A 25,224-nucleotide genomic window follows, 5' to 3' on the forward strand; every position below is an offset into this window, starting at 1 on the left:
GGGAAGTCATGACTCGTTCTCCAGAAACTCTTCGGTGGTCCGCGCTCATGCGAGCTTCTGCGTGTACTTCTCCAGTAACGCCCACGCTTCATCGCCGTATTTCTTGCGCCACTGGTCGTAGAAACCGCCCTTTTGCAGCGACGCGCGGAACGGCTGGATGTCGGGCTTGTTGAATGCCATGCCGTGTGACTGCAACTTGCCGATCAGCGATGTGCTCAGGGCGGCGACGTCCGCGCGTTCAGCCACTGCGGCCGCATTCAGGTGTTTCGCGACGATCGTCTGCAAGTCCGGCGGCAGCTTGCCCCAGGAGCGCGCGTTGCCGAGAAACCAGAAGCCGTCCCAGATATGGCCGGTCAACGAGCAGAACTTCTGGACTTCGTAGAAGCGTCCGGTTTCGATCAGCGCGAGGGGGTTTTCTTCCGCATCGACGACCTTGGTTTGGAGCGCCGAATACGCCTCGCTGAAGTTGATGCTGGTGGGCGATGCGTCGAGCGCTTTGAACATCGAGGTCCACAGCGGGCTGACCGGCACGCGGATCTTCAGACCCTTGAGGTCGGCCGGGCTTTGCACCGGCTTGACCGAACTCGTGAGATGCCGAAAGCCGTTGTCCCACGGTTTTTCCATCGCGACGAGCCCGACCTTCGAGATCGCCGTGCGGATATGGCTGCCGAGCTCGCCGTCCATGGCTGCCCACACCTGGTTGTAATCCTTGAACGCGAAGCCGATGCCGTTGATCGCCGAGACCGGCACGAGCGTCGACAGCACCACGCCGCCCTGGGTCAGGAAGTCGATGGCGCCCGAGCGAACCTGCGACAGCATGTCGGTATCCGTGCCCATCTGACCGTTCGGGAAGATCTGCAACTCGACACGGCCGCCGGATTCCTTCTGGATGGCGTCCGCGGCTTCTTTCGCGCGCACGTTGAGCGGATGGGACAGCGCGAGGTTGTTCGCGTACTTCAGCTTGAACTGCGCGCTCTGCGCCCGAGCGATCGACGGCAACGCGCCGGTCCCTATTGCCGCCACCGAGGCGGCCCCGAGCGTTTGAAGAAAGGTACGACGGGAAAACTCATTCATTTTCGTCTCGCTCCATGGAAAGGAATTGCTGGATGACGCATTCGGCGGCGCCGGTGGCGTTCTTTTTGTGAACTCTGGTGAACCTCAGTTGCTGGAAGTGCATGCGACAGATCGTATTTCGCTGACACAAACTGTAAAAGTGTTGACACTTCGATGTCAAGGTGTTGATATAAGAAAAAGAGTGCATGCAAGAGACTCCCCGGGAAAGCACCTAGAAAGCCCGGAACATCCGCGATATCTGTCAGGAGGAAGCAAATGGAACTAGAGGAGCACTACCGCGAGCACGGCTTGCTGCTCGGCGGCCGCTGGCAAGCCGGGACGGCTGAAAATGGCCAGCCTTCGATCAATCCGGCCACGCAGCAGCGGCTGGGCTATCTGCCGCTGGCCACGCAGGCACAGGTGAGCGAGGCCATCGACAGCGCGACCCACGCGACAGTCGCAATGCGCAAGCTCACGCCGTGGGAGCGCTCGGCGCTGCTGCGCCGCGCAGCCACGCTCATCCGTGAACGCACGCCGCAGCTCGCGCGATTCGTCGCGCTCGAAACAGGCAAGCCGATCGCACAGGCCAGCGGCGAAGCGAATGCATCCGCTGAGTCGATCGACTGGTTCGCCGATGAAGCGCGCCGGGTGTTCGGTATGTCTTACGAAAGCCGCGTCAAGGGCGGACGGTATCTGGTGCATTACGAGCCGCTCGGGGTGGTCGCCGCCTTTACGCCGTGGAATTTCCCGCTGCTGCTGCTGGCCCGCAAGATCGGCCCGGCGCTGGCCGCCGGCAACACGATCGTGATCCGGCCGTCGAACGAAGCGGCCGGCGCGACGATGGCGCTGGTGCGTTGTTTCGTCGATGCCGGTTTCCCCGACGGCGCGGTCAACCTGGTGATCGGCAAAGCCGACACGATTACGCCGACGATCATGGCCGACCCGCGCGTGGCGAAGATCAGTTTCACCGGCTCGGTGCCGGTCGGCCGTCAGATTGTCGAAATGTCCGCGAAGACTCTCAAGAAGGTCACGATGGAACTGGGCGGCCATGCGCCCGTGATCGTGCATCGCGACGCTGATATCGGCGCGTTTGCGCATCTGGCGTCGCTAGGCAAGTTCCGCAATGCGGGCCAGGTTTGCGCGTCGCCGACACGTTTTTATATCCACGAATCGATTTTCGACGAGACCGTGAAGGCGCTGGTCGAGCGCTCCAAGGCGCTACGCGTCGGCGATCCGTTGCAGCAGAACACCGATCTCGGTCCGCTGACCACGGCCAGGCGCCGCGACGCGATCGAACGTCTCGTCGATGAAGCCGTGAGTGAAGGCGCCAGCGTGCTATGCGGCGGCCGGCGCCCGTCGCAATTCGATCGCGGCTGGTTCTACGAGCCGACGCTCGTCGCCAACCCCGCTTCGCACATCGGCCTGATGAACGACGAGCCGTTCGGTCCGGTCGGCACGCTCACCCCGTTCACCACGATGGACGAAGTCATTACCGAGGCGAACCGGCTGCCGTTCGCGCTCGCCGCGTATGTCTTCACGCGCTCGCTGCGCAACACGCTGGAAACCACGGAGCGCTTGCAGGCCGGCGTGGTCGGCGTGAACACGTTCGTCGCGTCGACGGCGGAGACGCCGTTCGGCGGCAGCAAGGACAGCGGATTCGGACGCGAAGGCGGACCGAACGCGATCCGCGACTACATGGACACCAAATTCATCAACCTCGAACTGGCGAACGACGAGCCGCTCGACGCCACCGCCTGAACGGAAGCCATCATGAGAACCATCAAGAATCACGCGAAAGCGCAACTCGCCGCGGGTGAACTGGCACTCGGCATGGGGCTGCGCCAGGCCCGCACCGTCGACATCGCGCAGATCGCGCAGACGGCGGGTTTCGACTGGCTGTTCATCGACATGGAGCACAACTCGATGGACGTCGACACGGCCGCACAGATTTGCGCCGCCGCTCTGGTGGGCGGCGTGACGCCGATCATCCGCGTGCCGGGGCACGAGCCGTTCCACGCCACTCGACTGCTCGATACCGGCGCGATGGGCATCGTGGTGCCGCACGTGAGTACCCGCGAACAGGCCGTGCGGATCGCCGATATGTGCCGCTTCCCGCCTGCCGGCGGGCGGTCGATCCCGGGCATGTTGCCGCAAGTCGGCTTTCAGGCTCTGCCGATCGCCGATGTGGTTCGCGCGATCAACGAAGAGGTGCTGGTCGTCGCGATGATCGAAACCCGCGAAGGGCTCGAGAACGTCGACGCGATCGCGGCGGTGCCGGGCATCGATGTGCTGCTGGTCGGCGCGACCGATCTCGCGGCGGATCTCGGCATCACCGGACAACTCGGCCATATGCGGGTAGCGGCCGCCGTCGACGCGGTATGCGCCGCATGTCACCGGCACGGCAAGGTGCCGGGCGTCGGCGGGGTGTACGACGAGGGACTGATGACCGCCTACGTGCAAAAAGGCGCGCGTTTCATTCTCAGCGGCTCGGATCTTGCGTTCCTGATGACAGGGGCGAAGTCGCGCTCGGAGATGTTGCGTGCCATCCCGCTCGGCCAGGCCGAACCCGACATCGCTCAACGCAAGGCGTCCTGACCGGACAAGGAGGAGACACAGTGAATCCCGAATACGCAAGCAATCTGGTCAACCGGCGTGACCTGAAACCGTATCTGAATGCCGATCAATTCGAGTTTCGAGATTCGGTGAATCGGGTGCTGACTCGCCATGCATCGCCGGAATACGTTCGCCAGTGCGACGAGGAAAAGCGCTTCCCGGAGGAGCTCGTGAAGGTGGCCGCCGCACAGGGCTGGTTCGGCATCACGCTGCCGGAAGCGTACGGCGGCGTCGGTGGCTATCTCGACATGGCCGCCTATCTGGAGGTCGTCGCGTATCACACCATCGCGCTCGCGCGTTTCTGGAACGCCAACGTGAACATGGTGGGCGGCGCGCTGGCGCGCTTTGCGCCGGACGATATCAAGGCCCTGGTGTTGCCGAAGCTGGCCGAAGGGCGTGCCTTTCTTGCGTTCGCGCTGAGCGAAAACGGCTCCGGCTCGGATGCCGCCTCACTGACGACGCGCGGCGTGGCCGACGGCAACGACTTCATTGTCGACGGCACCAAGATGTGGATTTCCGGCGCGCTGCAGGCCGATTACATTCTGACCGCGGTGCGCACCGATCCCGAAGCGAAGAAGCACGACGGGATCAGCCTCCTGCTCGTACCGAAGGAGTCCGCGGGCCTGACCATCAATCCGATCGATTTGCTCGGCGGCCACGCTATCCGGACCTGCGAAGTGGTGTACGACGGGGTGCGGGTCCCGAAAGAAATGATTGTCGGCGGCCTGCACGTGGGTTGGAAAAAGCTCACCACGGTGCTGTCGAAGGAGCGCATCGCGTTGTCGGCGATGTGCGTGGGCGGCGCGCAGGCAGCGATCGATCTGGCGCGCTGGTATGCGAACGAGCGGAAACAGTTCGGGCAGTCGATCATCGATTTCCAGGCCGTGTCGCATCTGCTCGCCGATATGCAGACGCGCGTGGACGCCGCTCGCATGATGGCGTTTCGGGCGGCGAAGCTGCTCGACGAAGGCGAAAGCTGCGACGTGGAGTCGTCGCAGGCGAAGTACTTCGCTTCGGACACCTACGTGCAGGTCGCGACCGACGGCATCCAGATCATGGGCGCCAATGGCTACTCCGCCGAATACGCGATGCAGCGTCATTACCGCGAAGCCAAGATGTTCCAGATCTTCGGCGGCACCAATCAAATCCAGCGCAACATCGTGGCGCGCGCGCTCAAATCGTAAGCGGAGACAGACGTGACGGCAGTTCGGACATTGGAGAAATTCGGCTTTGGCGTCGACTACGCGCAAGCCGACGTCGTGGTGGTCGGCGGCGGCGGCGCGGCGTCGCGTGCCGCCGTGTCGGCGGCCCAGGCGGGTGCGAAGGTCCTCATGCTGGCCAAGGCGCCGGTCGGACAGGGTGGCAGCACGGTGCACGGCGCCAGCGAAATCATGAGCATGGGGGCGTCCGGCTACGGCAGTCCCGACGATAGCGCTGCGGTGCACTACGAAGACACGATGCGCCCGGCCGCCGGCTTCATCGACCGCGAGCTGGTGCGCGTGCTGGCGGAGGACGCACCGAAGCGCATCGCGGACCTGATCGAACTCGGCGTGCCGTTCGACCGCGTCGCCGATGGCTATAAGCTCATCCGCAGCGACTTCGGCAGCTATGCGCGCGCGCTCGGCGTGCAGGGCAAAACCGGCAAGGCCTTCGTGAGCGCGCTCGCCGGGCAAGCCAGAAAGCTCGGTGTTCAGACCCGTCAGCCGGCGGCGTTGATCGACCTTCTGCGCGATTCGACAGGGCGCGTGAGCGGCGTGGTTGCGATGGACGTCGCTTCGCGGCGGCTGCTGGTGGTCTCGGCGGGGGCCGTCGTGCTCGGCACGGGCGGCGCGCACGGTCTGTTCTCGCAGCAGGTGTCGACAGCGGAGATGACCGGTGACGGCCAGGCGATCTGTTTCCGCCACGGCGCAGAACTCGTGAATATGGAGTTCCACCAGTTCGGGCCGGCGATGGTGCACCCTTACGTGCAACTCTTCAGTAAGTCGTGCTTCATCCTGCATCCGAAGATGCTCAATCGCAACGGTCACGAATTCCTTCCGGACTATCTGCCGGCGGGCGTGACGCCCGAAGCTGCGATGAACGAGAAGGTGTTCCCGTTCACGATCTCGAACGAGTCGCGCTACATCGATATCGCGATCGCAACGGAAATCGCTCAGGGCCGAGGCACGGAGCGCGGCGCGGTGCATTTCTCTTTCGCCGACATCGCCGAGGATCGGTTGGCGGCCACCATTCCGAACACCATGCGCTGGATGCGCGCCAAGGGACTCGACCCGAAGCGCGATCTGCTCGAGGTCGGGATTGCTTTTCAGTGCCTGAATGGCGGTGTCCGGATGACCAACACCGACGCGATGTCGACCATCGAGGGGCTCTTCGTGATCGGCGAACTCGCGGGCGGCGTGCGCGGTCCGGATCGTCCGGGCGGCAACTCGCTTGCCGAGGGTCAGGTTTTCGGTCATCGCGCGGGCGTGGGTGCGGCCGCGTTCGCACGCGGCAGCGCAGCGCCCGGCTCATCCGATGTGGCGCCGCTGGCGCAGCGCCTGGAAACAGCGCTAAAACCGAATGCATCGTTCGACGCCCGACGTATCGCCTCCGATCTGCGCGCGGCGATGCAGGCGCATTGCCTCGTCGAGAAGACAGAAAGCGGTCTGAACCTCGCGTTAGCCGCCGCTCGCGACGCGCGCGACGCTTTGGCCGAAGGGGGCGGGGCCACGCCGCCGCAAGTGCTCGATGCGTTGACGATCGACAACATGGCGACGACCGCCGAGCTCATCGTGCAGGCGTGTATCGAGCGGCGCGAATCGCGCAGCAGCCACTATCGCACCGACTGTCCCGAGCGCGACGACGCCCATTTCGGTCATGCATTGACCCTCACGCGCGGTGAGGCCGACCCGTTCCGCCTCGTCTTCGACGTACTCGATTATCCCCGTGCCGAACTCACGGACGGATCGCATTCTCAGGTGGCAAATCATGGATAAGAAGCAAGTCGGCCCGTTGTCGGGCTACCGCATTCTCGATCTCACCGTCATGACCGCGGGTCCGGTCGGCACAGTGCTGCTTGCCGACCTCGGCGCGGACGTGATCAAGGTCGAGGAACCGAAGGCCGGTGACCTGTCGCGCAATCTCGGTAATCAATTCGTCGAGGGCGAAAGCGTGCAGTTCCTGTCGCAGAACCGTAACAAGCGCAGCATCCGCCTCGACCTGAAGTCGCCGGAAGGACGCGATGCATTTCTGCGCATGGCGGAGCAGGCGGATGTCGTGGTCGAAAACTTCCGGCCGGGCACGGTGGATCGCCTCGGCATCGGCTACGAGGCCGTGAAAGCGCGCAATCCGATGATCGTCTATGCAAGCGTGTCGGCGTTCGGACAAAGCGGTCCTTACGCCGCATGGCCCGCGAACGATCCGATCGTGCAGGCCGTGGCGGGTCTCATGGACATGACGGGCGAAGCCGGCGGCAATCCGGTGCGGCTCGGGGCGCCGTTGCCGGACTTCGGCGCGGCTGCGCTGCTCGCGTTCGGCATCTGTGCGGCGCTGTTGCATCGGGAACGGCACGGCGAAGGTCAGCGCATCGATACGTCGCTGCTATCGGCCGCGCTTTTCAGCACCATCCCGCGCGACGGCGAGACGCTACGAAGCGGCAAGGCGCCGGAGCGCCTGGGCAGCGGGCATCCGACGATGGTGCCGTATCGCAACTATCAGGGCTCCGATGGCCGCTATTTCTTCGCGGCCTGCTTCACCGAAAAATTCTGGCAGAACCTGTGCCGGGCATTGGCCCGCGAAGACTTGCTGGGCGATGAACGCTTTGTCGGCAACACCGCGCGCACTGCGAATCGGCATGCGCTCGACGTGATCCTCGAACAGCAGTTTCTGCTGCATACCGCCGAGTACTGGGTCGCGCATCTGAGTGCCGCGGACGTGCCATGCGCGCTCGTGCAGGACTATCACACCGCGTTGACGCAGGACCCGCAGATCGCGCATAACCACGCGGTCATCGAGATCGAACATCCGCTTGCGGGCAGGGTCACGAACATCGCGAGTCCGGTGAATTTTCACGGCAGCCCGGTAGCTTATCGCCGTGCGCCGCCCACGCTCGGACAACATACGGCTGAAGTATTTGCCGAGTTCGGTTTCTCCGACGAGGAGATCGCCGCACTCGAAGGTCGTGAACCGGCCGCTGTCGGAGAGAAGTCATGAAATCGTACACAACGGACTACGTGATCGTCGGCGCGGGGACTGCCGGTTGCGTGCTCGCAAACCGCCTGACCGAAGACCCGAACGTCAACGTGATTCTTGTCGAAGCCGGCGAGCGCGATCGTCACCCGTTTATCCACGTACCGGCCGGCTTCGTGCGATTGCTCGATCATCCGACCGTGACATGGCGCTATCGCACGCGGGCCGACGCCGAGACCGGCGGCCGTGCAATCCTGTTTCCGCGCGGACGCGGACTCGGCGGTTCCAGCGCGATCAACGGCCTGCTTTATGTGCGCCCGTTTGCGCAGGATATCGATAGCTGGGAGCAGTCGGGCGCCAGGGGCTGGACTTTCGACAATTGTCTGCCGTTCTACCGCCGCTCGGAAACGTGGACCGAGGGCAACAGTGCACAACGCGGCACCCAGGGTCCGATCCAGGTCAGCCGGGTGCAGAATCCGCCGGAGATTTGCGGTGCGGTCGTGCAAGCTGCCCAAAAGGCCGGTCTCGAGTTTGTCGATGATCCGAACAGCGACACGCGCGGTCCGTCGATCTGGTACTACCAGCAAACGCGCGACGGACGCCGCCGGTCCAGCGCAGCGCGCGCTTATCTGCGGCCCGCGATGGCGCGGCCGAATCTCAAGGTGGTGACCGGCGTCCAGGTGTCCGGGCTCGAAATGAACGGCAAGCACGTGAGCGGCGTCAATGCGACGACGAGCGCAGGCGTTTCGGTGCAGTTTCGCGCGACCCGCGAGGTCATACTCAGCGCCGGCGTGATCGGCACGCCCAGGCTGCTCGAAATGAGCGGCATCGGCGATCAGGACGTGCTCGACAATGCGGGCATTCGAACCCGCATCGCGTTGCCGGGCGTCGGCAACAATTTGCAGGATCACTATGTAGTGCGGCTCGGCTATCGGGTACGGGGCGCGGGTACCGCGAACGAACGCTCGCACGGACTCGCGCTCGCGCGCGAGATGATGCGCTACGTCGTGTCGGGGACCGGCGTATTGACCTATAGCGCGGCGATCGTCGGCGGCTTTGCGCAGACGCGGCTCGCAACCCGGCCCGACGTCCAGTTCGTGATCGCGCCAGGCAGCTTCGCCGAGGGACGCATCGGGGTGCTGGAGCCGGAGCCCGGCGTCTCCTGCGGCGTCTGGCAGATGCGCCCGGAAAGCCGTGGGCACGTGCACATCACCAGCAGCGACCTCACGGCGGCGCCGACGATCGCACCGTCGTACCTGAGCAGCGAACTGGACCGCAACACGATGGTGGAAGGACTGAAGATCGGCCGCCGGATCTTCGCGCAGCCCGAGGTCGCCCGCTATATCGTCGACGAAACCGTACCCGGCCGTCAGGCGGACACCGATGACGCATTGCTGAAATACGTGCGTGACAATGGCTCGACTGTGTATCACGCGGTTGGCACGTGCCGGATGGGAGAGGACGAAATGAGCGTCGTCGATTCTGAAATGCGGGTGCGCGGAACGACCGGGCTGCGCATCGTCGACGGGTCGGTGATGCCGTCGATCACCTCGACCAACACCAATGCGACGGTGCTGATGCTGGCCGAGCGCGCGGCTGACATGATCCGCTCGCCGGTGACGGCGCGCACGGCTTCGACCTATTCGAAGGAGACGGTATGAAAGTGCTGGTAGCTGTAAAGCGAGTGGTCGACTACAACGTGAAAGTCCGGGTGAAGTCGGACGGCACGGGGGTCGACATTGCGAATGTGAAGATGTCGATGAACCCGTTCGACGAGATCGCCGTGGAAGAGGCGGTGCGCCTGAAGGAAGCGGGCGTCGCAACGGAAGTGATCGTCGTGTCTGCGGGTGTCACGCAAGCGCAGGACACGCTGCGCACCGCGCTGGCGATCGGCGCGGACCGCGCGATCCTGATCGAGTCGAATGAAGACCTGCAGCCGTTGGCGGTGGCCAAGCTCCTGAAGACGGTCGTCGATAAAGAGCAGCCGCAACTCGTCATTCTCGGCAAGCAGGCGATCGACGACGACTCGAACCAGACCGGCCAGATGCTCGCCGCGCTCGCGAATTTGCCACAGGCGGCGTTCGCCTCGAAGGTGACGGTTGCCGACGGCAAGGCGGCCGTGTCGCGTGAAGTGGACGGCGGCGCGGAAACGCTGTCGCTGACGCTGCCGGCCGTCGTGACGACCGATCTGCGTCTGAACGAGCCGCGCTACGTGACGTTGCCCAACATCATGAAGGCGAAGAAAAAGCCGCTGGAAACGCTCAAGCCCGAGGATCTCGGCGTTGATGTCGCTCCCCGCCTGAAGACGCTGAAGGTGGCAGAGCCGCCCATGCGCGGTGCGGGCGTGCTGGTGGCCGATGCGAAGATGCTGGTCGAGAAACTGCAGACCGAAGCCAAGGTGCTGTAACGGGAGCGCGAGGAAATGATGATTCTGGTAATTGCCGAACATGACAACGTAGCGATCAAGGGCGCCACGTTGAACACCGTTGCTGCCGCACAGAAAATCGGCGGCGACGTCCACGTTCTGGTCGCGGGCCACAATGCGCAACGCGCGGCGGACGCGGCAGCGAAGATCGCTGGCGTGGCGAAGGTGCTGCTGGCCGATGCACCGCAATTGGCCGAAGGGCTTGCGGAAAACGTCGAGGCGACCGTGCTGAACGTCGCGAAGGATTACTCGCACATCGTGGCGCCGGCCACGGCCTACGGCAAGAACGTTGCGCCGCGCGTGGCGGCGAAGCTCGACGTCGCGCAGATCAGCGAAATTACGGCGGTGGTGTCGAGCGATACGTTCGAGCGCCCGATCTATGCAGGCAACGCGATCGCCACCGTGCAATCGGGTGATGCGATCAAGGTGATCACCGTGCGGGCGACGGGTTTCGATGCCGTTGCGCCTGATGGAGGCAACGCATCGGTGGAACAGATCGAAGCGGCGGCGGATCGCGGGGTTTCGCAGTTCGTGAAGCGCGAAGTCACGAAGCTCGATCGTCCGGAGCTGACGAGCGCGAACATCATCGTGTCGGGAGGTCGCGGCCTCGGTAGCGGCGAGAACTACACGAAGGTGCTCGAGCCGCTGGCGGACAAGCTCGGTGCGGCATTGGGCGCCTCGCGCGCGGCGGTGGACGCAGGCTACGTGCCGAACGACTACCAGGTGGGGCAGACGGGCAAGATCGTCGCGCCGCAGCTTTACGTGGCCGTCGGCATTTCGGGCGCGATCCAGCATTTGGCCGGCATGAAGGACTCAAAGGTGATCGTGGCCATCAATAAAGATCCCGAGGCACCGATCTTCAGCGTTGCGGACTATGGCCTTATCGGCGACCTTTTCACGAGTGTCCCGGAGCTGGTTGGGCAATTGCCGTGAGGTCGGGACAGATCGCGCCCTGATACTTAAGGAGATTTGGGCGATACGCGGGCGACGGGCAGCTATCCGCGTGCCCGGTCTACGCGGCAGAGGCCGCTCACGAATGCGACGGGGATCCCGTGGGCGCGGGAAAAGTTGCAACAAGCTGCAGATCTTGCAAAAGCGGCTCAAGGCTGAGCGAGGTGCCCGCAGCAGAACAGGCGCTTTGAACGGAACGCCGAATGCTACTCTTATGGCGGTGGCCGCGTTGGTGAGAAGTGCAGAGAATCACGCGCGATACACCCGCCGACTCGCCATGGAGGCGAGCGACCGCGTGCGCCACGAATTCCCGACCCTCGACCCCCGGCGGCTCGAAGGCAATCAGCGCTGTGCGCCATCGGTATCGAATCGCCCCGAACCGGAGATTACTGATATGCCAGCCCTTTGCGAGATTTGCCACGCGCGTCCGGCGGTTGCGCAGGTGACCGTCGTGCAGAACGGCCGCCGCAAAGCCATGTCGATTTGCGAGTACGACTACCGCCAGTTGATGCGGCACCAAACCATGCTGAATCCGTTCGATTCCCTGCTGGGCGGCTCGGGTCTATCGCGTCTGATGGGTGACATGGGCGGCGCCGGCGAAGAAGACGACGAGGATATGGTCGCTTCGGTGCCGCGCGAGTCCGTCGACGTGACCGATGCTTTCAGCGAGCAGACAATGGAGCTTTTGCAACGCGCCGCCGAGAAGGCGCACGAATTGCAGAAGACCGAACTCGACACCGAGCAGGTGCTTTACGTGCTCGCCGACATGGATGTCGTGCAGGCACTCCTCAAGGAGCTGAAGCTTTCGGCCGACGACATCCGTCGCTATATCGACGAGCACGCGCAAAAAGGCAAAGCCGATTCAGATACGCCGGTCGAAAAGATGACGATTTCGCCGCGCTTGAAGAAAGCCTTTCAGTATGCGTTCCAGGCCTCGCGCGAACTTGGACACTCGTATGTCGGTCCCGAACATGTGCTGATCGGGCTTGCGGGCGTGCCCGACAGCATCGCCGGCACGCTTCTCAGAAAGTACGGCGTTACGCCGGAGGCCCTGCGCCAGAAAGTGGTGAAGATCGTCGGCAAGGGTGCGGAAGACGGCCGCGTCGATACGCCAACCGGCACCCCGACGCTCGACAAGTTCGGCCGCGATCTCACCGCGATGGCGCGCGAGGGCAAGCTCGACCCGGTGCTAGGGCGCGCGCAGGAAATCGAAAGCACCATCGAGGTGCTCGCGAGGCGCAAGAAGAATAATCCGGTGCTGATCGGCGAGCCCGGTGTGGGCAAGACCGCGATCGTCGAAGGGCTCGCACAGCGCATCGTGAACGACGACGTGCCAGAAGACTTGCGCAACAAGCGGCTCATCGAGATCAACATCAATTCGATGGTCGCCGGAGCGAAGTATCGCGGTGAATTCGAAGAGCGTGCGAAGCAGTTGATCGACGAGATCACCGCGAAGCAGGATGAACTCATCGTGTTTATCGACGAATTGCACACGATAGTCGGCGCGGGGCAAGGCGGCGGGGAGGGTGGACTCGATATCGCAAACGTGCTGAAACCGGCGCTCGCGCGCGGCGAGCTGAGTCTGATAGGCGCGACGACGCTCAACGAATACCAGAAGTACATCGAGAAGGATGCGGCGCTCGAGCGGCGCTTTCAACCGGTGCTCGTGCCCGAGCCGACGGTCGAGCAGACCATCGTCATTCTGCGCGGTCTGCGCGACAAACTCGAAGCACACCATCAGGTCACTTTCGCCGATGAAGCGTTTGTCGCGGCGGCGGAGCTATCGGACCGCTACATCACGTCTCGCTACCTGCCCGACAAGGCTATCGATCTCATCGATCAAGCCGCGGCGCGCGTGCGAATCGGCGCGAAGTCGCGCCCGCCCGAGATCCAGGAACTGGAAGCGGAAATCGCGCAGTCGAAGCGCGAGCAGGACTATGCGTCGTCGCGCAAGCGTTTCGATGAAGCGAAGAACTTCGAGGAGCGCATCAAGGAGAAGCAGACGAAGCTCGAAGATCTCACCGAGGCGTGGCAGCGCAAGACCGGCTCGGAGACACTCGAAGTAACGGTGGCGGCGGTCGCGGAAGTGGTGTCGCGTCTCACCGGTATTCCGGTTACGGAACTCACGCAGGAAGAACGCGAACGACTGCTCGAAATGGAGAACAAGCTGCGTGAACGCGTGATCGGACAGGACGAAGCGGTGGTCGCGGTGAGCGATGCGGTGCGCTTATCGCGCGCGGGCATGGGGCAAGTGCACCGGCCCATTGCCACGTTCCTGTTTCTCGGACCGACCGGCGTCGGCAAGACCGAGCTTGCGAAGGCGCTCGCGGAGACCGTGTTCGGTGACGAGCAGGCGGTAATCCGCATCGACATGTCCGAATACATGGAACGGCACGCGGTCGCGCGGTTGATCGGCGCGCCGCCCGGATACGTCGGCTATGACGAAGGGGGACAACTGACCGAACGCGTACGCCGCCGTCCCTACTGCGTGATATTGCTCGACGAAATCGAGAAGGCGCATCCAGACGTGAACAATGTGCTGCTGCAAGTGTTCGACGATGGCCGCCTCACCGATGGCAAAGGCCGCGTCGTCGACTTCAGCAACACGATCATCATCTCGACGAGCAATCTTGGCGCGTCCATCATCATGGACAACCTTCAGAGAACTGAAAAGGACCGCGACACCGAGGCAGCCATGCGTGAAAAGCTCATGGACGTGCTGAAAGGCCACTTCCGCCCCGAGTTCCTGAATCGCATCGATGAAATCATCGTATTCCATGGACTTTCGCGTGAGAACATCCGCTCGATTGTGCAGATACAGTTAGATCGCGTCGCCCGCACGGCCGCGGCCCAGGACATCACGCTCAGGGTGCAGGACCCGGTCATCGATCACCTTGCCAATGTCGGTTACCGGCCTGAATTCGGCGCGCGCGAACTGAAACGCCAGATCCGTCAGCAACTGGAGACCCGGCTCGCGAAGGAGGTTCTCGGCGGCAAACTCAAGTCGGGCGACACGGTAGACGTGAGCTACGACAAGGACAGGGACATCATCACGTTTGCCAAGGTGGAGGGCGAAGCGAAGCCAAAGCAAAAGAAGGCCGGTCCGGCGAGCAAGAAGAATGGGGGAAAGTCGGCGGAACGCAGTTAGGAGTCGGACAGGAGAGGACGCTGAGCGCGGCCGTTGCCGTTGCCGCTATCAAGGAGCCGGGCGGTCATTCTACTGCGCGGCTCCTGATTCGCATGGTCGTTCGGATGCAGTTCGTTGAAGACATCGGACGGGAGGCAGCTTTGGCGGACGCGCCCGGAAAACCGCTGCTGCGTGGCTTGCGCCGCCGTTAGTCCGGCAGGCGTGCGCCCTTGCGGATATACAGCCTGAGCGTGGGTCTCGCGAGGTTGAGGTGAAGTCGAATACCTGTTGCTGCTTTCGCAGGTTGCGGGCGGTCGGGCGGATCATCAGAAATAAGTCGGCGTTTATGCCGAATGTGCGCGGCGCCGCGAACGCATAACGGTACGAGTTATCGAATCCACGCATGTTTGAGCCCGGGGCCGACCGCCTCGCACTCACGATCCCGAGCCCCGACCTCGTGCTGTTCGGCGCGCTCGTTCCTGCTGATGCCGGTGGTGCTGCTGGGCAAAAGCTGGCGGCGACGAAGAAGTAAGGCTTGCGGGTGTTCTTGTGCGTCTGCCCGCGAGTCACGACCCCTCAGCGCGAAGTTCCCTCCGCCAGCTGCTGGCCCCAAACGCTAGAGCCCGCTGCCCGGAGGCTCTCCTATCAGGAGTTCTCTATCACCCAAAAAGATGTAGGGGGTGATGGATTCCAGCTTTGCCGATTACCTACCGAACCTAATGCGTAGGAACAGTAAGCGTCACGTGCGTCAGGACACTTAGAAAAATCGGTCGTCGAAAATCATCCTTCGCCCATTTCATGCATCGTCGTTTGCCAGTAACTTAGCTATGCGAATAACTAGACGGTGCATGTAAATGTCGACAGAAGAAGATCGTGACGGTGTGCGCGTTGTGTTCAGCGCGCCGCAGTTGGCAGCGGTGCTGGCCAAGGCATCGATTAGTCAGACCGAGATGCTCTCAAACCGGCTTTGGGGCGGCCTGCAAGTCGTCGGTGGCGTGCTGGAAATGGTAGGAGCGGGCGCACTCTGCGTGCTGCCCGAACCGACGATGGCAAGTAAAGCCGGATGCGTCGTGTTCGGCGCACATGGCTCGGACACGGCGGCAACTGGGTTGAGACAGCTTTGGACGGGCACCGACACGCAAACGCTGACGCAGCGAGGTACCGCGAAACTCGCGGAGGCGATGAAAGCTAGTCCGGACACCGCAGACCGAATCGGCATGTCGCTCGATATCCTCGTGCCGTTCGGTTTTGCGGGCTCGATCAAGGCGGCACGCGTCGCGCGTGTCACAATGGGCCGGGTTAACCTGGAAATGCATGAGGCGAAAGCTGGTGGCCGGATCGGCGGTCATACGCTTGAGAAGCACGTGGGAAAGGACAGAGCGTGGCTACAGGCAAGGCTCGCGCGCGAAACTTCGCCTAGAATGGTTACATCATTCTTTAATCAGGAAATAGCTGAGCGAGCAATTTCCGAAGTCATGCAAACACATGCGTCGAAAATCAAAGTTTGGGCACAGTCAGGCTCCGGACCCCAAAGACTCCCATTAAGTTGGGACACCGGGAGATTTGTAGGGCATGGACTGGATAGGAAAACTGGGCAATTAATAAAACTGAGTAAGGTCCAGATGTTCTTGGTAAAAAAGCGATACAACGGTATGCCTTACTACATCATTACTGCTTATCTAGCCAAGTAAATTCATGGAAAAAACTGAATCGTACCCGCAACTGACAAACTTTCTTGAGAGTTGCTTCGGAGAAGATGTCGAGCTATGGGGAGATACCATAGAGGATATCGTTGCACTATACAAAAGCGAAAACCCTCCTGCAGCACAGTTAATTCTGATCGATGACATCAATAGGTTTTCTTGCGATCACGGGCAAAATCTTGATGATGCGTTTGCGGCCGCGTACGACTTCACTTTCGACCCCGTCCCTTGGGGACACACTACTGCATCATTCTTTGAGCTCGTGAAGCGCCTTCTGAAGGAGTAGACCCTAGCGCGGCTCAGTCCACCTACTCAAAGCCCCGCCGCTCGCGCATGCCGTCGCGCTTTAGCCCGATTGCCGCACACATCCATCTGGCACCAGCGCCGTCTCCCGCTCTTGCTCGTGTCGAGAAACATCCAGTCGCAATCGTCCGACGCGCAGAGTCGCAAACGGCCGAGTTCGCCGGTCAGAAGTTCCGCGGCGCACAGTGCCACCGGTCCCAAAATTCGATCGAACAGATTCTCCGCGGTAATCGCCTGCATCCAATTCCACTGAAAAGGCGCACCGTCTCCACCCTCCGCGATATGCCGATACGGCAGCGTATGAGCAAGCATCCGGTTCAGCTCCGCGGTCCCGTCCGCGCACGCTCGTCCATCCACCGTCGCCTCAAATAGACGATACAGCCGGTCCCGGAACGCAATCAGTTCGGCCAGTCGGGTATTAGCGCTCGCCGGATCCGACGCGATCGCGCGAAGAAGAGTGGCCTGCTCTTCGGGCGTTGTCAGGTTGGCGCGTGCGGCCCAGGTGGCCACATCGTTCGGACTGCACAGGTTTTCCTCGAACGAACCGAGCGATCCGTTCGCGCGCCGGCCGTTCGCCGTGTTGACGAAGTCCAGACAGGCGCTCCCGCCAATCAAACGAATGGTCTCGATCCTTCCACGATGTTCAGGCATGACGGGTCCCCAATGAGTGCATGGATTATGTCACATGAATAAAATCGCGCCCCCGGGAAAATCGCAAATAGCGGTTACGATTAACCGGTAATAACTCCTTGACAGGTTATTTTTCGGTAGCCAGAATCAGTTCGACATGACCCGCGCCCACCTTGCAAACGAGGGGACCAATGAGCGAAAGCAAAGTGAAAGATTGCGAGGTGCCAGAGGACGAGCGCCTGATCATCTTCGATTGCGATGGTGTGCTGGTCGATAGCGAGCCGCTGGGACTGTCGATTCTGGCGGGGATGTTGCGGCAGTTGGGCGTGGATATCGAAGATGACTACGCGGTCGACCGCTTCCGCGGCAGGCGGATCGCCGAGTGTCTGGAGGAAGTCGAACGCTCGTATCGCCTCAAGCTCCCCGAGGCGTTCGAACGTAATTTCCGGGCCGAATCGGCGAAGGGTTTCACCGCCAATCTGAGCGCGGTCGAGGGCGTCGCGGACGCGCTGGACGCCATTGATACGCCGAGCTGTGTTGCCTCCAGTGGTCCGTCCGAAAAGGTTCGGCTGACGCTATCCCTGACCGGACTACTTTCCCGGTTCGACGGGCGAATCTTCAGTGCATACGAAATTGGCGCGTGGAAACCGGACCCGGCGCTATTCACTCACGCGTCGCGGGAAATGGGCGTGGACCCCGCCCGGACGATCGTGATCGAGGACAGCGTGGTCGGGGTTCAGGCTGGCGTCGCAGCCGGCATGACGGTACTCGGCTTCGCTCCCGAGCATCGCGCAACGCAGTTGAGCGCGGCCGGCGCGACCGCCACATTCTCAAAGATGCATTTGCTGCCGGATCTCATTTCGCATTACCAATTACTATAGAAGTCTGCTCAACAGGTATCCGAATAAGATAGTGAGGAGGAGAGAGAATGAGGTTTCTGAGTGAAATCGCGTCATATAATTCGGATGCCGAATTGTGGTGGGACTCATCGCCGGCGGTATTCGACAGTTGGACGAAGGCTATTCGACTTTCCAGCAAAGATATCAGCGAACTGTTCAATTCGCGGGAGCCGCTCGGGTCACTATTCAGAGGGGCTACGACGAACCCGCGTCTAATCGCCGACTGCATTACAGAGCAACCCGCGCACTGGCAAACCGAGGTTCACCGGCTCATAGACGAAACACCATACGACTCGCTGCAATCGATCTACTGGCGCCTCTACAAGGCAGTACTGCGCGACGCGGCCGCTCGCCTCAGGTATTTGTGGGAGAGCACCGACGGGAAATACGGCTGGGTCTGCGCGCAGGTCGATCCCCGCGATTGCCTCGACGGCCACCGCATGTATCAGCAGGGTCTCGAACTCGCCGCACTGGGTCCGAACGTGATGGTCAAGATACCCGGAAGCGCGGCGGGGTACGAGACGGTGGAGCAACTCGTCGCGAGCGGCATTTCGATCAACAGCACGTTCTCCTATACCGTGCCGCAGGTGCGATGCTGTCTGCGGGCGATCGAGGCAGGTTTGCAGCGGCGTAAAAGCGCACCAGTGCGGTGGCGCAGTGTCATTACGTTCATGATCGGCCGTTTCGGCAGTCAGGGAGATCTGTTGGATCAGGCGCGTGCCCGAGGGATCGACCTTAGGCTCGCCGACGTTCGCTGGGCGGAAGTGGCGATCTTTCGCAAGATGCTCAGTGAGATAACGAATTCCGGAATTCCCGCGAAGCTGCTTCTTTCCAGTATCAAAGCGGATCCCGGGTTAACCGGTGACTCCGTCAGTTGCTGGCATCTCGAGAAAACGGCGGGCACGCCGATCGCCTATACGCTCACGCCCACGCTGCTCAAAAGCCTGATCGACGCGAACTATACGCTGCCAGACGTGGCGAAGCGGGGGAGCATGCAGGAACTCGAAACGATTCCGGCAGCTCTGCATGCGCGGCTGATGTCGTTGCCGTACTTTGCCAGCGCGAGCACGGCCGAAGGCATGCCGGCCGAGTCCTTTCATCATCAGGGCGCGTTCATCACCACCGCGGCGGAAGCGTGCGCAAGCGTCCGGCGAATGCACGATTTCATTGCTCAGGGCTTTCAGGCCCGTCACTGCCATCACCCGAAACCGAGTTTGCCGCCGCTCGCCAGGGTGCCGTCGCCATTGGCCGTGTGAGGGACACAATGAAACGGATGATTGCGCTATGGGCCCACCCACGCTCCCTTTCGACGGCGTTCGAGCGTGTGTTCATCGAGCGCGGCGATTTTCAGGTTTTTCACGAGCCCTTTGCGAGTTGCCGGTTCGCAGGCAGCAACGCCGAGTACATCCCGTTCAACCATCTGTCGCAAAGCGCTGCGGGTTCGTATCGGCAAGTGCGCGACGGTCTGCTCGAAGCGGCGACTCGCAGCAACATTTTTCACAAGGATATGTGCTACCACTGCGTCGACGAACTGCTCGCCGATGCGCAATTTCTCGCCTACCAGACCAACGCTTTCATTATTCGCGATCCGAAGACGACGATTCTGTCGCATGCCGAACTGTTTCCCGACATGAAGCTCGATGCGATCGGTTACGAAGCGCTTTACCGGGTTTTCGAGCGGGTTCGCGAGTTGACCGGAAATCCTCCGGTCGTGATTCATGCACAGGATCTCGCAAGCCGGCCCGACGCGACGATGAAGGCGTTCTGCGATGCGGCTGGGATTGCGCACCGCGCCGACGCGCTGCAATGGAACGCCGGTATGCCCGCGCAATGGGAGGCATGGCGCGAGTGGCACAGCGAAGCCGGCGCAAGCACCGCAATTACGCGGAACACGGCCCGCACCTATACCGTGGATATCGATACGAATCCGCGCTTGCAAAGTTATTACCGGCATCATCTTCCGTTCTATGAACTGCTGAACCAACAGAAGCTTCGTCTACCGGTGGAGGTTGTGTGATGCAACAAGTGATAGTCACGGGCGTGGGCAACGGAATCGGCGCGGCAGTCGCGCGAAAGTGTGTGGCACAAGGCGCAACCGTTATCGGTTGCGACATCGACGGGCCGGCAATCGAGCGGCTTGCGCGGGAGTTTCCGCGCGATAGCTTCTTCGGCGAGGTCGTCGACGTCGGCGACCTGGGTGCATTGCGACGCTTTTTCGGGCGCTGCACGGAGCGCTTCGATTGCCTCGACGGACTTGTCAACAACGCCGGTCTTTACCACGGCAAGAGTGTCTACAAGTACTCCGACGATGAGATCGACCGCATCATTGCGGTCAACCTCACCGCGCTAATTCATCTATCGAAGGATTTCGCCGCACACGTGCAGCAAACCGGCAAAAGAGCGGCGATCGTGAACCTCACGTCGGTGGCCGGAGAAGTCGGAAGTTCCGACGCGCTCTATGGCTCGACCAAGGCCGCGGTGATTGGTCTGACGAAGAGCAATGCGATGAATTTCGCGCCTTACCTTCGCGTGAATGCGGTGTCGCCCGCATTGATCCGCGAGACCGCGATCTATCACCGGATTCCGCAATATCGGCTGGAAGAATATCAGCGTCAGGAAACGCTGAAAGAGCCGATTTTGCCGGAAGGCGTCGCGGACGTCGTGATGTTCCTGCTGTCGGACGCGAGCCGGCATTTGACCGGAAAAATCGTGCCGGTGGACAACGGCGCTTACCCACGCTGAGCGGAGAACGCATATGTCCCGCATCACTGATCGCAACAGCCGCATCATGCTTTTCGGCACCGGTAACCTGACCGGCAACGTGCTTCATCTGCTCGCCCGCGACGATCATGCGGACCTCGTCGTCGTCGGCAGGAGTCTGGAGTCGGCCACGCGGTTGGCCAATCTGGTTCGTCTGACGGCGCTGCAACTGGGCCGGACCGTACGGGTGACGCCCGACGCGGCGGACCTGCTGGATACGGCGCGCACGGCCGAGGTGATCGCGACGCACAACCCCGCGGTGATCTTCAATGGCGCATCGCTGCAATCGTGGCGCATTATCACGAACCTGCCGAAGCGTCACTTCGATGAACTCGACGCGGCTCAGTTCGGCCCGTGGCTGCCGATGCATTTGACGCTGATGCATCGGTTGATGACCGCGATCGTCGCGGCCGGCGTCAAGCCGGTGGTCGTGAACCCCGCGTATCCGGACGCGGTGAATCCGATCCTCAGCCATCTCGGGTTGGCGCCGCTCGTCGGCATCGGCAACGTGTGCAACGTCGTACCAGCGATCCGCGCGGCGATCGCCGAGCACTTCGGCGTGTCGCCACGACTGGTCTGCGTAAAGCTGATCGCGCAGCACTATTTCAGCCATTACGTGCCGCGCTACGGCGAGCCGACCAATGCACCGTTCTGCATGGATGTCGAACTCGATGGGAGTGATGTGAGCGCCGAGGTTCCGGTGAAGGCGATCCTCGAAGCAGTGGGCAGCCGTCATCGCCGCCTTGGCGGCATCGACGGTCAGATTCTGACGGCCGCATCCGCGGTCAGTGTGCTGCGTGGCCTTCTGTCCGAGCGGCCGGTACGGACCCACGCGCCCGGACCGTTAGGGCTGCCAGGCGGCTACCCGGTCGAGATCGATGGACTGAAGGTTCGGCTCGACCTGCCGAAACACGTCACTGTCGCCGACGCGGTGTGGATCAACGAGCAATGCCAGATGGCCGACGGTATCGAGCAGATCGAGCTCGATGGCACGGTGCGCTTCTGCGACTGGTCGATGGACATCATGAAGCGGCTGCTCGGTTACGACTGCCGCATCCTGCGTCCGGACGAAAGTCTCGATCGCGCGACGGAGCTGGCTGCGAAATACCGCGCATACGCGACGTACATCAACGCCGCGGCATAAGCACGATTGTCCCTTCCCGCATCTTCACGGACCATTTCAATGGAACAAGACATTGTCGAACCGGCCACGTCGGCCGCGGCGGATTTCGCCGGGCAGTATCACCGCTCGTTCGTCGAGCGCTGGGACGAACTGATTAACTGGGACGGCAGGGCGAAAGCGGAGAACGGCTTCTTCCAGAAGCTATTGAAGCAACGCGGTGTAAACACCGTACTCGACGCTGCGTGCGGAACCGGGTATCACGCGATCGATCTTTCTCGCGCCGGCTTCGCGGTCACCGCGTCGGACGGCAGCGCCACGATGGTCGAAAGAACAATCGAAAACGCCCGCGCTTGCGGACAGTCGATGCTGGTGTATCTCGCCGATTGGCGCTCGCTGACAGCCGGAATCCACGGAGTTTTCGACGCAGTGATCTGTCTGGGCAGTTCTTTTTGCCACCTTCGCTCCGAGGCAGACCGGCAGGCCGCGCTCGCCCAGTTTCGCTGGGTGCTGAAGCCGGGAGGCCTGCTGCTGATCGATCAGCGCAATTTCGACGCTATTCTCGCCGGAACCTATCGCCCGGCCGGAAACGTCGCGTATTGCGGAAAAACGGTGCGCGTCGAGTTCGAGAACATGAGTGACGAGAACGTGGATTTCGTCTATTCGTTCGCCGCCGCCGAGCAATACCGCCTGTCCGTTCATCCGATTCGAGCAGCGGCGTTGCGCCGCGCGATCGAGGAAGCCGGCTTCGAATATCTGAACGCCTACGGCGATTTCGAAGAACGGTATGACCCGTTGACATGCGGCTTCGTGCTTCACGTTTGCCGCAATCGGGCGCGCTGACGCGGCTGTCCACGCGGAGGAGGACTTCATGCAAGCAACCACGGACACGACTCATGCATTGGCAAAAACAGCCGTGCTGGCCGCCACGCTGACAGCTTTTGTCGCGGCGACGTACGGATTTGGCGTGTATCTGTTCGCGACCGTCGTGATCGAGATGAAGACGGCGCTCGATTTCGGCTACACGACGGTCGGCACGATCACGGCGGCCGCGCAGATCGGCTTTCTCGCATTCGCATTTGCCGGAAGCCTCGTGAGCCCATTGATTGGCGGCGGCACGCTGGCATTGTTGTCGGTCGGCTTGTGCGGTCTCTGTCTGCTTGCGCTGGCGTTCAGCACCAGTGCGCTGCAGGCCGGCGTATTGCTGACGCTACTCGGGGGCTGCTCAGCTTCAGTGTACGTGCCGCTGGCGGAGATCGTCACAAGGCATGTTCCGCAAGCATACCGCGCGCGCTTGCTGGGCTTGATTTCGAGTGGCACGAGCTATGGCGTGTTTGCGAACGGACTGTTCGTGCCATTTGCGGTGCCTCACTATGGCTGGCGCTCGGTCTGGATCGTCTCCGGCAGCGCGACCATGGTGTTGACGCTGCTCGCGACCTTTGTGTTCGCCCGCTATCGACTCTTCGGGAAACGAAGCAATCCGCAGTCCGAACCTAAGCGGCACCAAGCGATCGAAGCCGGGGGCCGGAGCCAGCTTCCGGTGATCTGGGGTATCGCGTTTATCAACGGCTTGACGCTGCTGCCGTATCAGACCTATCTGGTGCCGATGATCCGGGAAGAGCTTCATCACTCGATTGCCACGGCGGGCCACGTGTGGTCGCTGATCGGTGCGATAGGGATGTTCGCGGGTTTCGCACTCGGCGCGCTGGCGGACCGGATCGGTGTGCGCCGTGCGCTGCTGATTACCTTCGCTTTCGCGATTGTGGCAGCGGCGTTGATCTGGTTGCCGATGGGGGTGGCCGGCCTGTATCTGTCGGCGGTGCTATTCGGCCTGTCGTTTTATCCGATCTTCGGGCTGGTACCCGCGTACATGAGCAAAACGCTTGCGCCGCTGGCGCTGACGAAGGCGTTTGGGATTGCCAACGTTATGGTCGGGATCGGCGGCATGTTGGGCAACTTCGCGGGCGGTTGGGCGAAAGCGCAACTGGGCAGTCTGACCGGCGTCTACGCCGCGATCGCCGCGCTGCTATGTCTGCAATTCGCGCTCACGTGTGCTTTGCGTAGCGACCGAAGCGAGAGCACGCTGCCGATCGGAGGCAGTCTCGCGAGGCGCCCGTGATGGCCGCTGGGCTAAGCGGCCACGATGTCGCGATCGGTTCAGCGAACGTGGCGGCCGAGTATCTGATCGAGCGTCACCGAGGCGGTTCGCCGCGCCGAAATCGCGGAACTGGTGATACGGCATGCGCGGAACGCACGATTGCCTTGCTCGTTCCGTTATCTGAACGGAGTGTCGAAAATGACTTTAGACGTGTCCGCATCCCAGCTTCAGACGCACGATTTTCGAGTCGACTGCGCGTTGAGATCGCGCTTGCTCCGACAGATGCCGGCGATTCTCTGGTTCACCGGACTTTCCGGCGCGGGAAAATCGACGATCGCGAACAGCGTCGAAATGCGATTGCACGCATCCGGCCGCTTGACCTACATACTCGACGGCGACTCGGTAAGGCTCGGCCTATGCAAGGACCTCGGCTTTAGCGATGTAGACCGGCACGAGAACGTGCGCCGGGTCGCGGAAGTAGCAAGGCTGATGGCGGATGCCGGCATGATCGTTCTGGTCTGCTTCATCTCGCCGTTCCGCGCGGACCGTGTAATTGCGCGGGCCACGGCGGCCGGACACAGATTCGCCGAAATTCACGTCCACGCACCGGTCGAAGTGGCAGAGGCACGGGATCCGAAGGGACTATACCGACTCGCGAGATCGGGAGTGATCCAGAACTTCACAGGAATAGATTCGCCATACGAGCCACCGGAGAGTCCGGATGTATTCATCGGCACAGCGGAGATGTCGATCGAGGACGGAGTCGATGAAGTTCTGAAATGGTTTGAAGCGCAGTGGTGAACAGAAGAAGTTGGCGACGGAAGGCCGGGAGCCGGGCACCGGATAGGCGACTCCTTATGCTGCCCACTGAACAGGCACGGCCCGCGCAGCTCCTTGGGACGAGTGACTGTCTTGTCGCGAACGCGAAAGATGCGAGGAGACCGATTCCAGGCGCACGACTGTCCGTGACAGGGGGCGTTGCTAAAAACCAGCCGCGAGGGTATATGGCAACGGCAACGCGGCAGTTGCGGCGGCGAAGTATCGTGATCCCTGGACGAGCGTTACCTGAACGCGAGCCAAAAAATAAATTCAAAAATGGGCTTGACGGTGTCGCATTGGCTCTTCATAATTCGCCTCCCGTTTGATGACGGACGCGAAGAAAGCAGAGCTTCTTAGCGAAAGATCTTTAAAAACTAACAGCCGATAAGTGTGGGCGCTTGATGCGGAATGCGACGGTGGTTCTTCGGAGCCGCCGGATAGCAAAAGTATCAAAAGCCTCACACAGTATTAGAGGAAGGTTTGTCTGTCGAAAGACGGATTAATCATCGTCAGTACGTTGAGTGAGCGACCGGTTTCTGACGAAACCGAAAACAGT

22 protein-coding genes are annotated in these 25,224 nt (G+C 61.8%); 20 read left to right on the forward strand and 2 right to left on the reverse strand.

Going from position 1 to position 25,224, the window contains the following annotated elements; genetic code table 11:
• Positions 1-45: 45 nt before the first annotated feature.
• Positions 46-1,074, reverse strand: coding sequence for a TRAP transporter substrate-binding protein (locus LJ656_RS24520; RefSeq protein WP_230512108.1), 1,029 nt, complete (start codon positions 1,072-1,074; stop codon positions 46-48).
• Between the two features lie 255 nt (positions 1,075-1,329).
• Between LJ656_RS24520 and LJ656_RS24525 the strand changes: the two genes are divergently transcribed.
• From LJ656_RS24525 to LJ656_RS24575, 12 genes are all read left to right on the forward strand, one after another.
• Positions 1,330-2,811, forward strand: coding sequence for an NAD-dependent succinate-semialdehyde dehydrogenase (locus LJ656_RS24525; protein ID WP_230512109.1), 1,482 nt, complete (start codon positions 1,330-1,332; stop codon positions 2,809-2,811).
• Between the two features lie 12 nt (positions 2,812-2,823).
• A complete protein-coding gene (locus tag LJ656_RS24530; protein ID WP_230512110.1) occupies positions 2,824-3,648 on the forward strand; it encodes an HpcH/HpaI aldolase family protein in 825 nt (274 codons plus the stop codon).
• A 20-nt stretch (positions 3,649-3,668) separates the two neighbouring features.
• Positions 3,669-4,850 (forward strand): acyl-CoA dehydrogenase family protein, encoded by a 1,182-nt coding sequence (locus LJ656_RS24535; protein WP_230512111.1) that lies wholly within the window; start codon positions 3,669-3,671, stop codon positions 4,848-4,850.
• Between the two features lie 12 nt (positions 4,851-4,862).
• Complete coding sequence (locus LJ656_RS24540) at positions 4,863-6,641, forward strand: FAD-binding protein (RefSeq protein ID WP_230512112.1); 1,779 nt, start codon at positions 4,863-4,865, stop codon at positions 6,639-6,641.
• Complete coding sequence (locus LJ656_RS24545; protein ID WP_230512113.1) at positions 6,634-7,857, forward strand: CaiB/BaiF CoA transferase family protein; 1,224 nt, start codon at positions 6,634-6,636, stop codon at positions 7,855-7,857. The genes LJ656_RS24540 and LJ656_RS24545 overlap by 8 nt, the downstream gene beginning before the upstream one ends.
• Positions 7,854-9,494, forward strand: coding sequence for a GMC family oxidoreductase (locus tag LJ656_RS24550; RefSeq protein ID WP_230512114.1), 1,641 nt, complete (start codon positions 7,854-7,856; stop codon positions 9,492-9,494). Before LJ656_RS24545 ends, LJ656_RS24550 begins: the two co-directional genes overlap by 4 nt.
• Entirely contained in the window at positions 9,491-10,240 is a 750-nt protein-coding gene (locus LJ656_RS24555; RefSeq protein ID WP_230512115.1) for an electron transfer flavoprotein subunit beta/FixA family protein, read from the forward strand. The genes LJ656_RS24550 and LJ656_RS24555 overlap by 4 nt, the downstream gene beginning before the upstream one ends.
• Before the next feature lie 15 nt (positions 10,241-10,255).
• Entirely contained in the window at positions 10,256-11,191 is a 936-nt protein-coding gene (locus LJ656_RS24560; RefSeq protein ID WP_230512116.1) for an electron transfer flavoprotein subunit alpha/FixB family protein, read from the forward strand.
• A gap of 412 nt (positions 11,192-11,603) precedes the next feature.
• On the forward strand, positions 11,604-14,357 hold the full coding sequence (locus LJ656_RS24565; protein ID WP_230512132.1) for an ATP-dependent Clp protease ATP-binding subunit: 2,754 nt from the start codon (positions 11,604-11,606) through the stop codon (positions 14,355-14,357).
• A 382-nt stretch (positions 14,358-14,739) separates the two neighbouring features.
• Positions 14,740-14,868 (forward strand): hypothetical protein, encoded by a 129-nt coding sequence (locus LJ656_RS34910; protein ID WP_268998766.1) that lies wholly within the window; start codon positions 14,740-14,742, stop codon positions 14,866-14,868.
• A 322-nt stretch (positions 14,869-15,190) separates the two neighbouring features.
• Positions 15,191-16,027, forward strand: coding sequence for an RNase A-like domain-containing protein (locus tag LJ656_RS24570; RefSeq protein WP_230512117.1), 837 nt, complete (start codon positions 15,191-15,193; stop codon positions 16,025-16,027).
• A 4-nt stretch (positions 16,028-16,031) separates the two neighbouring features.
• Positions 16,032-16,325, forward strand: coding sequence for a contact-dependent growth inhibition system immunity protein (locus LJ656_RS24575; protein ID WP_230512118.1), 294 nt, complete (start codon positions 16,032-16,034; stop codon positions 16,323-16,325).
• 26 nt (positions 16,326-16,351) lie between these two features.
• Here LJ656_RS24575 and LJ656_RS24580 read toward each other — a convergent pair whose 3' ends face one another.
• Complete coding sequence (locus LJ656_RS24580) at positions 16,352-16,993, reverse strand: CGNR zinc finger domain-containing protein (RefSeq protein WP_230512119.1); 642 nt, start codon at positions 16,991-16,993, stop codon at positions 16,352-16,354.
• A gap of 170 nt (positions 16,994-17,163) precedes the next feature.
• On the opposite strand from LJ656_RS24580, the gene LJ656_RS24585 reads away from it, so the two are divergent.
• From LJ656_RS24585 to cysC, 8 genes are all read left to right on the forward strand, one after another.
• Positions 17,164-17,853: an HAD family hydrolase gene (locus tag LJ656_RS24585; protein WP_230512120.1), complete on the forward strand. Its 690-nt coding sequence runs from the start codon at positions 17,164-17,166 to the stop codon at positions 17,851-17,853.
• A 47-nt stretch (positions 17,854-17,900) separates the two neighbouring features.
• A complete protein-coding gene (locus LJ656_RS24590) occupies positions 17,901-19,127 on the forward strand; it encodes a transaldolase family protein (RefSeq protein ID WP_230512121.1) in 1,227 nt (408 codons plus the stop codon).
• A gap of 17 nt (positions 19,128-19,144) precedes the next feature.
• Entirely contained in the window at positions 19,145-19,888 is a 744-nt protein-coding gene (locus LJ656_RS24595; RefSeq protein ID WP_230512133.1) for a sulfotransferase-like domain-containing protein, read from the forward strand.
• Entirely contained in the window at positions 19,888-20,613 is a 726-nt protein-coding gene (locus LJ656_RS24600) for an SDR family NAD(P)-dependent oxidoreductase (RefSeq protein ID WP_230512122.1), read from the forward strand. Before LJ656_RS24595 ends, LJ656_RS24600 begins: the two co-directional genes overlap by 1 nt.
• A 13-nt stretch (positions 20,614-20,626) precedes the next feature.
• A complete protein-coding gene (locus LJ656_RS24605) occupies positions 20,627-21,775 on the forward strand; it encodes a hypothetical protein (RefSeq protein ID WP_230512123.1) in 1,149 nt (382 codons plus the stop codon).
• Between the two features lie 6 nt (positions 21,776-21,781).
• Positions 21,782-22,594, forward strand: coding sequence for a class I SAM-dependent methyltransferase (locus LJ656_RS24610; RefSeq protein WP_230512124.1), 813 nt, complete (start codon positions 21,782-21,784; stop codon positions 22,592-22,594).
• A 28-nt stretch (positions 22,595-22,622) separates the two neighbouring features.
• Positions 22,623-23,870, forward strand: a complete 1,248-nt coding sequence (locus LJ656_RS24615) for an MFS transporter (RefSeq protein WP_230512125.1) — start codon at positions 22,623-22,625, stop codon at positions 23,868-23,870.
• Positions 23,871-24,047: 177 nt separating this feature from the next.
• Complete coding sequence (cysC, locus tag LJ656_RS24620) at positions 24,048-24,650, forward strand: adenylyl-sulfate kinase (protein WP_230512126.1); 603 nt, start codon at positions 24,048-24,050, stop codon at positions 24,648-24,650.
• Positions 24,651-25,224 lie beyond the last annotated feature (574 nt).

Origin of the sequence: Paraburkholderia sejongensis (genome assembly GCF_020880815.1) — a bacterium.
GTDB classification, from domain to species: domain Bacteria; phylum Pseudomonadota; class Gammaproteobacteria; order Burkholderiales; family Burkholderiaceae; genus Paraburkholderia; species Paraburkholderia sejongensis.

Bases quoted from the DNA above. Each gene is read 5' to 3' on its own strand.
- LJ656_RS24520 (WP_230512108.1), bottom strand. From the start codon at position 1,074: ATGAATGAGTTTTCCCGTCGTACCTTTCTTCAAACGCTCGGGGCCGCC.
- LJ656_RS24525 (WP_230512109.1), top strand. From the start codon at position 1,330: ATGGAACTAGAGGAGCACTACCGCGAGCACGGCTTGCTGCTCGGCGGC.
- LJ656_RS24530 (WP_230512110.1), top strand. From the start codon at position 2,824: ATGAGAACCATCAAGAATCACGCGAAAGCGCAACTCGCCGCGGGTGAA.
- LJ656_RS24545 (WP_230512113.1), top strand. From the start codon at position 6,634: ATGGATAAGAAGCAAGTCGGCCCGTTGTCGGGCTACCGCATTCTCGAT.
- LJ656_RS24550 (WP_230512114.1), top strand. From the start codon at position 7,854: ATGAAATCGTACACAACGGACTACGTGATCGTCGGCGCGGGGACTGCC.
- LJ656_RS24555 (WP_230512115.1), top strand. From the start codon at position 9,491: ATGAAAGTGCTGGTAGCTGTAAAGCGAGTGGTCGACTACAACGTGAAA.
- LJ656_RS24560 (WP_230512116.1), top strand. From the start codon at position 10,256: ATGATGATTCTGGTAATTGCCGAACATGACAACGTAGCGATCAAGGGC.
- LJ656_RS24565 (WP_230512132.1), top strand. From the start codon at position 11,604: ATGCCAGCCCTTTGCGAGATTTGCCACGCGCGTCCGGCGGTTGCGCAG.
- LJ656_RS34910 (WP_268998766.1), top strand. From the start codon at position 14,740: ATGTTTGAGCCCGGGGCCGACCGCCTCGCACTCACGATCCCGAGCCCC.
- LJ656_RS24570 (WP_230512117.1), top strand. From the start codon at position 15,191: ATGTCGACAGAAGAAGATCGTGACGGTGTGCGCGTTGTGTTCAGCGCG.
- LJ656_RS24575 (WP_230512118.1), top strand. From the start codon at position 16,032: ATGGAAAAAACTGAATCGTACCCGCAACTGACAAACTTTCTTGAGAGT.
- LJ656_RS24580 (WP_230512119.1), bottom strand. From the start codon at position 16,993: ATGCCTGAACATCGTGGAAGGATCGAGACCATTCGTTTGATTGGCGGG.
- LJ656_RS24585 (WP_230512120.1), top strand. From the start codon at position 17,164: ATGAGCGAAAGCAAAGTGAAAGATTGCGAGGTGCCAGAGGACGAGCGC.
- LJ656_RS24590 (WP_230512121.1), top strand. From the start codon at position 17,901: ATGAGGTTTCTGAGTGAAATCGCGTCATATAATTCGGATGCCGAATTG.
- LJ656_RS24595 (WP_230512133.1), top strand. From the start codon at position 19,145: ATGATTGCGCTATGGGCCCACCCACGCTCCCTTTCGACGGCGTTCGAG.
- LJ656_RS24600 (WP_230512122.1), top strand. From the start codon at position 19,888: ATGCAACAAGTGATAGTCACGGGCGTGGGCAACGGAATCGGCGCGGCA.
- LJ656_RS24605 (WP_230512123.1), top strand. From the start codon at position 20,627: ATGTCCCGCATCACTGATCGCAACAGCCGCATCATGCTTTTCGGCACC.
- LJ656_RS24615 (WP_230512125.1), top strand. From the start codon at position 22,623: ATGCAAGCAACCACGGACACGACTCATGCATTGGCAAAAACAGCCGTG.
- cysC (WP_230512126.1), top strand. From the start codon at position 24,048: ATGACTTTAGACGTGTCCGCATCCCAGCTTCAGACGCACGATTTTCGA.